8 protein-coding genes and 1 pseudogene are annotated in these 8,021 nt (G+C 46.0%); 4 read left to right on the top strand and 5 right to left on the bottom strand.

Annotation, left to right across the window (positions count from 1 at the left end; genetic code table 11):
• Window positions 1-20: 20 nt before the first annotated feature.
• Window positions 21-1,298, bottom strand: a pseudogene (locus IQ263_RS13505) (heavy metal translocating P-type ATPase); the annotation flags it as partial.
• Window positions 1,299-1,519: 221 nt separating this feature from the next.
• Here IQ263_RS13505 and IQ263_RS13500 point away from each other — a divergent pair.
• Window positions 1,520-1,726: a DDE transposase family protein gene (locus IQ263_RS13500; RefSeq protein ID WP_194067873.1), complete on the top strand. Its 207-nt coding sequence runs from the start codon at window positions 1,520-1,522 to the stop codon at window positions 1,724-1,726.
• Window positions 1,727-1,819: 93 nt separating this feature from the next.
• Here IQ263_RS13500 and ctpC read toward each other — a convergent pair whose 3' ends face one another.
• The gene (gene ctpC / locus IQ263_RS13495; protein ID WP_194067872.1) at window positions 1,820-3,175 is read right to left on the bottom strand and encodes a carboxyl-terminal processing protease CtpC; all 1,356 of its coding nucleotides are present in this window, start codon (window positions 3,173-3,175) and stop codon (window positions 1,820-1,822) included.
• A gap of 432 nt (window positions 3,176-3,607) precedes the next feature.
• Window positions 3,608-4,831: a (E)-4-hydroxy-3-methylbut-2-enyl-diphosphate synthase gene (gene ispG / locus IQ263_RS13490; protein WP_194067871.1), complete on the bottom strand. Its 1,224-nt coding sequence runs from the start codon at window positions 4,829-4,831 to the stop codon at window positions 3,608-3,610.
• A gap of 79 nt (window positions 4,832-4,910) precedes the next feature.
• Here ispG and IQ263_RS13485 point away from each other — a divergent pair, with 79 nt between their 5' ends.
• Together IQ263_RS13485 and IQ263_RS13480 are read left to right on the top strand one after the other, a co-directional pair.
• Window positions 4,911-5,051: a hypothetical protein gene (locus tag IQ263_RS13485; protein WP_194067870.1), complete on the top strand. Its 141-nt coding sequence runs from the start codon at window positions 4,911-4,913 to the stop codon at window positions 5,049-5,051.
• A gap of 74 nt (window positions 5,052-5,125) precedes the next feature.
• Complete coding sequence (locus tag IQ263_RS13480) at window positions 5,126-6,487, top strand: serine/threonine-protein kinase (protein WP_194067869.1); 1,362 nt, start codon at window positions 5,126-5,128, stop codon at window positions 6,485-6,487.
• Window positions 6,488-6,619: 132 nt separating this feature from the next.
• On the opposite strand, the gene IQ263_RS13475 is transcribed toward IQ263_RS13480, so the two are convergent.
• Entirely contained in the window at window positions 6,620-6,988 is a 369-nt protein-coding gene (locus IQ263_RS13475) for a type II toxin-antitoxin system VapC family toxin (protein WP_228050023.1), read from the bottom strand.
• Window positions 6,973-7,203: a type II toxin-antitoxin system Phd/YefM family antitoxin gene (locus IQ263_RS13470; protein WP_194067868.1), complete on the bottom strand. Its 231-nt coding sequence runs from the start codon at window positions 7,201-7,203 to the stop codon at window positions 6,973-6,975. The genes IQ263_RS13475 and IQ263_RS13470 overlap by 16 nt, the downstream gene beginning before the upstream one ends.
• Before the next feature lie 355 nt (window positions 7,204-7,558).
• On the opposite strand from IQ263_RS13470, the gene IQ263_RS13465 reads away from it, so the two are divergent.
• Window positions 7,559-7,717, top strand: coding sequence for a hypothetical protein (locus tag IQ263_RS13465; RefSeq protein WP_194067867.1), 159 nt, complete (start codon window positions 7,559-7,561; stop codon window positions 7,715-7,717).
• Window positions 7,718-8,021 lie beyond the last annotated feature (304 nt).

Here is an 8,021-nt window from a genome sequence, read left to right as displayed (position 1 = left end):
TGCCCTATGCCCTATGCCCCATGCCCCATGCCCGATGCCCCATGCCCCATATCGTGTTCTAAAAGCACAGAAGGCCAAATATGAGTTCCGGCAAAATACCAAAATAGGAAAGTTAAAGCCGATATCGCCATAACCCCATATACAAAATATCCGGCGACAGTATCAGCTAAATTTTGAATCGGCGCTTTGCGAGTTTGGGCTGCTTGCACCAAAGCCACCATTTGAGCTACAGTTGTTTCTTGACCGGTGCGAGTTGCGCGCATCACAATTGCGCCGGATTTATTGATAGTTCCCGCTGCGACTGTATCTCCTGGTTGTTTCAAAACAGGCATCGATTCGCCAGTCAACATCGATTCATCTACAGTTGTTTTACCTTCGCAGACTTCGCCGTCTACGGGAATTTTTTCCCCTGGTAAAACTTGCAGCCATTCTCCGACTCGGACGCGATCGGCTGGAATTTCAATGTATTGTGGATTGTAGAGTTGAGATGTCGAGTTTGGGGGCAATTCTTCCGAGTCTAAATTTAAAATCGGCAGTTTAAAATCAACTAAGCGGGCTGTTGCCGGCTGCAATGCGATTAAAGCTTGCAAAGCTGATGCAGCGCGCCGTCTGGCTTGCTGTTCGAGAGTTTTACCCAACAAAATAAAGCCCAGCAGCATCACTGGTTCGTCAAAAAAGCACTCCCATCCCATCTGCGGAAACAGCAGCGCCGCGTTGCTAGCGGTGTAAGCTGTGACAGCGCCTAAAGCTACTAAAGTATTCATGTTGGGTGCGTTTCGCCACAAACTGCGGCAGCCGTCAACGATAATCGGGCGGCCAGGTAGCAGCAATGCGAGGGTGGCGAGTCCCCAGTGAAACCAGATGTTGCTGAGAATTGGGGCTTTGGTGCCGAGTATGTGACCTAAACCGGATAGAATAATTAGGATAAGGGCGATCGACAATTGATTGATTTGCTGTCGAATTTCTTGCCGCCGCCGTTCAACTGTTGCCGCTTCGGCTTCTTGCTGATTTCCACCTAACCGAGACACAGAGGGAAATCCATTATCAGTCAACTTTTTTGCTAAAGCTTCTGCATCGACAGCCCCCGGTTGGCATTCAACCGTTGCAACTTCTACTGCTAAGTTAACGCAAGCTGAAATTACACCTGAATGCTGCATGAGTTGGCGTTCAACTGCTTTGGCGCAGCCGGCACATTTCATCCCGCTGACATCGAAAGTCACAAGTTCTGGCGGCGGGGATTCTTTAATTGGGATGATTTCTGGTTGATTTTCGGAGATTGTTTTGGGGACAAATTGCATTTTTTTTTGTATAGATGAGTAGGTTTTTGTATTTCGGAAATATTTGGATGTACTGTTCAGACAAATGCTTGTATTTTGATAGTAGATAAATTTGGCGGCATCTCCCGAAAGTGTTAGTTTTTTTTAATTCTTATTAATTGCCCGGTTGAAAGCGGATCTCTATTTGATACAATCAGTGAATTGCTTCGTTAGTATCCAGCTTTTGTCTGACGAATTTAGCTATGACACCAACACCAAAATATTATATTGTCAAACGTCTGGCCGGTAATTGCGAGATTTTGCCGTTGGCGGAGCCCTCACAAAAGATCACCCAAATCGAAGAACAAGACCCTACTATTATAGACAAGTGGGGCCCTTACGATTCTGCAGAAGATGCGATCGCCCGACGCATCGGTTTAATTCGCGCGGGAAAATGTCAGCCGCAATAAATAAACTTGAAGGACTAAAGTCCTCACTACGAACCAGGTTTGTAGTGAGGACTTTAGTCCTTCTTTGATGGAGTTTTTGTTGGTGACTAAAAACTACTTAGATTTAGAAGGTGCTGCACTCGGTTTTACCTGCGCGGTAGTCGGTTTTGGCGACGCAGAATTGGGTTTCACCTGAGCTTTGTCGTTCCCTGTTTTGCCAGTAACTTCTTTTGTCAAAACTTCTAAAGCCTTCGCGTATTGCGGATCTGCCGTCGTAGCAATTTTATCGCGATCGCGCCTCAACTCCTGTTTTTGAGCGTCGGTGAGTTCAATCACAAAATCCGGTTTAATTCCCATGTGATTGATATCAGTGCCGTTGGGAGTAAAATATTTGGCAATTGTCACCGCCAAACCCGAACCATTTCCCACCCCGCGTACCGACTGCACCAAACCCTTACCAAAAGTCTTTGTGCCCACCAAAACCGCGCGTTTGTTGTCTTGCAAAGCACCGGATAAAATCTCGCTAGCACTGGCTGAACCGCCGTCTACGAGTACAACCAAGGGTTTATCAGTAATCTCTCCCTTGTTTGCAGTTTGTCTGTCGGCCTCCCCGACTCGATCGACAGTCGAAACGATCGTACCTTCCTTGAGCCACATCCGAGCAATTTCAATACTTCCGTACAGCAACCCGCCCGGATTGGAACGCAAGTCTAGGATATAGCCTGTCACCTTTTTCTGTTCCAAATCCTTCATTGCCGATCGCATTTCCGATGCAGCATTCGCACTAAACTGATTTAAGCGAATGTAGCCGATTTCGCCGATCGGGCTTTTCTGCACCGAATGTCGCACCGGATGAATTTCAATTTTAGCGCGCTTGAGCTTAAAATCAATTTCCTTTTTGTCCCGCAAGATAGTCAGAGTCACATTACTATTTACCGGGCCGCGAATCAAAGTTACCGCTTGATTCGTATCCATACCTTCAGTGGTTTTGCCGTCAATCTTAGTAATGATATCTTTTGCCAGAATACCAGCAGTAAAAGCAGGGGTATCCTCGATCGGCGAAATCACCACCAATTTTTTAGTTTTCTCATCTTGAGTCAACTGAATCCCAACTCCTGTCAATTCCCCAGAAGTTTCCACCTGCATATTTTTGAACTCTTCAGGATCCATAAACCGCGTATAAGGATCGTCCAGCTTCTTCAGCATTTCCCGAATTGCTTTGTAAGCTTCATCGTCGCTGGTATAAGTGCGGTTCAAATAATCATTTCGCACCGCTTTCCAGTCAACCTGGTTAAAAGTGCCATCAACATAACTTTTGTCAATAATCTGCCAAACTTCATCAACCAATTCTTTAGGACTTCCCCGAAAAGAAGCCAGAGATTTAGAACTGCAACCAGTGTTCACAAGAGTTACAGCAGTGAGTGCAACTGCTGCAGCACTTAGAATAAGCCCTCGTTTTGTTATAACCATTTGTCTGACGCGCCGGAGCAAAAGATTTCAGAATAATCACGCCCAATCTAACACAGGCAAGGCTTGGTCGGATTTTGGATACATATTTATTCAACTTTGCCGAGTTGTATTCCCGAAGCCGAGGCCGCCGCGCCTGAATGCGGACGCGGGTGTAGGAAGTTGATTTGCCAATGCCTAGAATCCTTTGTATATCTGCTGCACAAGTCTCGATCCCCCTAAATCCCCCGGATAGTCGGGGGACTTTGAGAAGACTTTCTTGTCCCCCCCCTCTTCTTAAAGGGGGCTAGGGGGACTTCGATCGCTCTTGTCCCCCCCGACTATCCGGGGGAGTAGGGGGCAAGCTAAGGGGGGATCTGGCCTCAGATAGAAGCGAGATTTTTCAAAAGTTGCAGTCTCTGTGTTGACACCAATCCCATCGTGCCCGCCCCAAACCTACTCAGGTTCAACCCAGCGATCGTCCGACTTAATCAAATCAATCAATTCTGCCACACCCTGAGACTCAGGAACCTTCTTAATTTCATCCCGGCCGCGGTACAGAGAAATATAACCCGGTTGCTTCCCGACATAGCCGTAGTCAGCATCAGCCATTTCTCCAGGCCCATTGACAATACAGCCCATTACTGCTATATCCAAACCAGTGAGATGCTTCGTCGCCTCTCTCACTTTGTGCAAGACTTCCTCTAAATTAAACAATGTGCGGCCACAGGAAGGACAAGCGACATACTCAACCATCGTTTTCCGCAATCCCAAGGCTTGCAGAATGCTGTAGCAGACAGGAATTTCCTTTTCTGGGGCCTCTGTCAGCGAGACGCGGATAGTGTCGCCGATGCCGTCAGCCAACAGCGGGGCGATGCCAGCCGTGGATTTAATGCGGCCGTATTCGCCATCGCCAGCTTCCGTAACGCCCAAATGCAGCGGGTAATCCATGCCCAGTTCGTCCATCCGGTGCGCCATCAAGCGGTAAGCAGCCACCATCACCGGCGCGCGGGAGGCTTTCAGCGAAATCACGATGTTGCGGAAGTCGAGGGATTCGCAAATTCTGATAAATTCTAGGGCGGATTCTACCATGCCTTCGGGGGTGTCGCCGTAGGTAAACAGCATCCGTTCGGCGAGGGAACCGTGATTGACACCGATTCGCAAAGCTTTACCTTGATCGCGCAGGGAAATCACCAGAGGTTCCAGGGTTTCGCGGATTTTTTCGCCAATTTCCGCGAATTCCGCGTCAGTGTATTCGGTTCTGTCGGCTTTCGGCTTCTCGAACACGTAAAGTCCGGGATTGATTCTCACTTTGTCTACGTGTTTGGCTACTTCCAGGGCAATTTTCATGCCGTTGTGGTGGACATCGGCAACCAGGGGCACGGCTTGGTAGGTTGCTTGCAATTTTTGCTTGATTTCGGCTAAAGCTTTGGCGTGGGCCATGCTGGGCACGGTAACGCGGACGATTTCGCAGCCAATCTCGTGCAATCGCCGAATTCCTGCGACTGAACCGTCGATGTCGAGGGTGTCTTCGTTAATCATCGATTGTACGACGACTGGGTTGCCTCCGCCGATGGTGATGCTGCCGACTTTGACGGGACGGGTTTTGCGGCGTTTGATGCTGGTGTCGAAAATCGGCTGAGGGTTGGGGGTTTTGGTTGGATTCGGCAGAGTTTGCATAGTTGATTGGTAGAGTTTTGTTACGAAGGTCTATAAAATTGTGTCTGCTGTTTTTTAGGTTGCCATAGAAAGGGTCTGTTTGGGTAAACAGGTTTTGGGATTTAGGATTCTTAATGAGATTGCTGCGAATTTGTCGATCGAATTATGTCGGAAAAGGGCGATCGAACTAAAAGCCAACCATCACCGGGAAGGCGAACTGAAGTTGGGCCCGTGGAACTAAACCGCACTTAGAAAATACAGTTAAAATACAGGCTAGGCCGAGATAAAAATTAATATTGGTTGGCGGTGAGGGGAATGATTTGGACACCGGGGCAGCGCTTAAATGGCGATCGGTATATCATTGAAGGCAAGTTAGGTGAGGGCGGCTTTGGGGTCACGTACCTAGCGCAGAAGGCGCAAAACAGGCAGCGGGTTGTCATCAAAACGCTGAAAGATGAATTATTGAGCGATCGAAATTTTGCCTGGTTTCGGGACAAATTCCGGGATGAGGCGCTACTGCTATCTTTGTGCAAACATCCCAATATTGTGCAAATAGACAACTATTTCATTGATGGTGATTTGCCCTGTATTGCGATGGAATATGTGGCAGGGGAAGATTTGTGGAAATTGGTAGAAAAGCGCGGTATCCTGTGGGAAACCGAAGCTTTAAACTACATCCGCAAAGCAGGAGAAGCCGTAATAGTTGTTCACGAAAAAGGTTTGCTACACCGGGATATCAAGCCACAAAATATTATGGTACGCGACAATTTTGATGCAGTTTTGATTGACTTTGGTTTGGCACGGGGTTTTATTCCCGATCGCACTCAACAAATGACTTTGGGATTAACACATGGTTTTGCGCCTCCCGAACAGTACGGGGAAATGGGCAGATTTGCTGAGTACACAGATGTTTATGCTCTGGCAGCAACGCTATACTATTTGCTAACGAAAACACCACCAACTGCTGCATTTATGAGGGCTTTCAATGATCCTTTAAAGCCGCCGTTTCAGATTAATCCTAATATTAGCGATGGGGTGAATCGAGCAATTATGAAAGGGATGGAAATGGATGAGACAAAGCGCCCTCAGTCGGTTCAAAAATGGTTGGCTATGCTTCCCCAATCCCCCGGCAATCGGGGGCAAAGAGGGGGTGTTTCACCAACGATTCCTAGCCCGCAGCCACCGCCACAACCTGTAAAATTGATTTCAGCAAAAGGAGTGGATTATCGCAACCTCGATCGGCTGTTTGCTAGCGGAAAATGGCAAGAGGCGGATGGGGAAACGGCAATAAAAATGCTGGAGGTAGCGAGGAGAACAAAGGATGGCTGGCTGAGGGGTGAAGATATCGATCGATTTCCCTGTGAAGACTTACGAACTATTGACCAACTTTGGGTAAAATACAGTAACGGACGTTTCGGCTTTTCGGTGCAGAAACGCATCTATGAAAGTCTGGGGGGAAGCAGAGAATACGATCGGAAAATTTGGGCAGCTTTTGGCGATCGGGTAGGTTGGCGTGTACAGAATAACTGGTTTTGGGGTGTACAGAATAACTGGTTGTTGTATGAAGATTTAAAATTTGACACCAAAACACCAGGACAACTCCCGCGAGGTAGGATTGGTTGGTTGAATGGTAGGAGAGGGTATCTATTCTATCGCTTTGATACTTGTAATATTTAACATCTAAGCGTTACAGGGTTTCGTGAAGATTTATAACCAACGCTTGAACCACGAAACCGCGCCTGTTCTACGTTTCCTATACCTGGCACATTCGATTTACCAAATTACTAAAGAGTAGAAATTAGCTATTTTTTAATCGGCTGTAATAATAGCAGCTTGACTTTTTTTGGCAACTGCTACAACCACTCTATCGGCTGGATCTCGGTGTTCCCATTCTAATTTGACACTTTCTAGGCCAATGTCCTCATCAATTGGAACGATGCGAATAACATTAGACTTTTTTAAAGTAGCGATATAGTCATCAATACTTACTCCTAAATCTAACTTATGATTTTTGATCTTGATAGCTATTTCCCAGATTGCCGTTGATGGAACTAAACCATTTTTTTCTTGTTCCATCTGCTGACAAGCATCTTTTGCCGATTGAGAAAGTTTCTCTGGATCTAAACTCCACCAGATGAGAGCGCAGGTATCAAGGACAACTGTCATACTTCCTGCCATTCTTCAGTTGTTGGCGCAGTTAAATCTTCAAAATATTTTACTTTTCCCCGCATATCCTTAAATAATTCTTCAGTTGAAACAGACTTTTCATACTGAGAAATTCTCACAACTGGTTTATTGCCATCCATCACTAAAATTTCTTCGCCTTCAAGCTCGACAAGTCGCAAAAATTCTAGTAATTGAGCTGTTAATTGACTTTTGTCTATGGTTTTCATAGGACAATGATTGGTGTTGTGTTCAAACTATATTATATCTCAATACGGTTCACTGAGCAAAGGATGTCATTGCGATTCAAGAAAGCAATCGCAGGGACTATGAAGCTTTTGAGTTAAAGGAGGTGCGAGGCGAGCAATTCTTTTTTTCCTGATTAACTTTTACCCAATCGTACCTCATCTTTATGAGAAAAGCTATACTTAATCTATGGTGAAAGCTTTAGAGGCGATTTATCTGCCAGATGCGAATCGATGGATTAATTGGATACAAAGAGGCATTTAAGCCACATTCGATATCATAGCAAATCCTGCTTTAATATCGGGTTGATTCTTCAGTCCCCCTCTGCTAAAACTTCGTTTGACAAGAAACAATTTCAACCGCCGATCGCCTAAAATCAAAAATCAGCTACAATTAAAAATTAAAAAGCAATCAAAAAACATCGCCATGAGCGTAATTGCAGCCAAATGGACGATCGCCCAACCCACCCGCCACACCAGTAAGCTATCGCGCAAATAAACATTGCATATTCAGGGCGGGCGGGACACCCCCACAAAAGTTATATTTTTTTGACATTCAATTTAAATGCCACAACAGCTTAACCGCCATTATATAGTTTTTTTTCTCCCGCGTAGCCGATCGCCTAAAATGATGTCCGGTCAATGAATCGCAATAAAAAATGTTGGTAGTGAGGACTTTAGTCATTAATATCGTGCTTAGGTTGCACCTTGCCGCTCAGTCATATCGTTTCCGGTGGCATTGGAATAATGAAATTGAGTCAACAGTCAACAGTCAACCATTCAGTTTTTAGACCCGAATCAAC

Source organism: Tychonema sp. LEGE 06208, from assembly GCF_015207505.1.
Taxonomy (GTDB): Bacteria; Cyanobacteriota; Cyanobacteriia; order Cyanobacteriales; family Microcoleaceae; genus Microcoleus.
Note: the sequence above shows the minus strand (reverse complement) of the source record. Positions and strands in the feature narration are given on the sequence as shown.